The sequence below is a fragment of the Scandinavium sp. M-37 genome, from assembly GCF_043558715.1.
In the GTDB taxonomy this organism is placed as follows: Bacteria; Pseudomonadota; Gammaproteobacteria; order Enterobacterales; family Enterobacteriaceae; genus Scandinavium; species Scandinavium vulneris_A.
Window position 1 is genome coordinate 1 of the sequence record NZ_JBIGIN010000132.1, and the last position, 354, is coordinate 354.

Here is a 354-nt window from a genome sequence, read left to right on the forward strand (position 1 = left end):
CGCTATTGACCATATCGACATTATCAATAATGAAATTATCACAGCCGTAAATGGCTACGGTGGCGTTATCAATGCCCGCCTTCTTACTGAATGCCGGGGTAATATTACGCGCGTTGATATTACGAATAATAAAGTGTTTGCCGTTCTCGACGTGAACCAGCTGCCGACAGTTGCTGCCAGTGATATTGGCCACCACAAAATTCTTGACCGCCTGCTCTTCCGGGTAGCCATTGTCGTAGGTACTGCCCGCCAGACCAATGCCAATCCCCCAGTTGATTTTGCCGTTGGTGCAGTTGATGTTGTCGATAACGTGGTCTGAGATCAGGATATTTTTATCGTTGATCGCCACGTTCC

1 pseudogene is annotated in these 354 nt (G+C 47.7%); it reads right to left on the minus strand.

Annotated features, from left to right (window positions below):
• Nucleotides 1–354: pseudogene (gene wcaM / locus ACG0Z5_RS24045) on the minus strand (colanic acid biosynthesis protein WcaM); the annotation flags it as partial.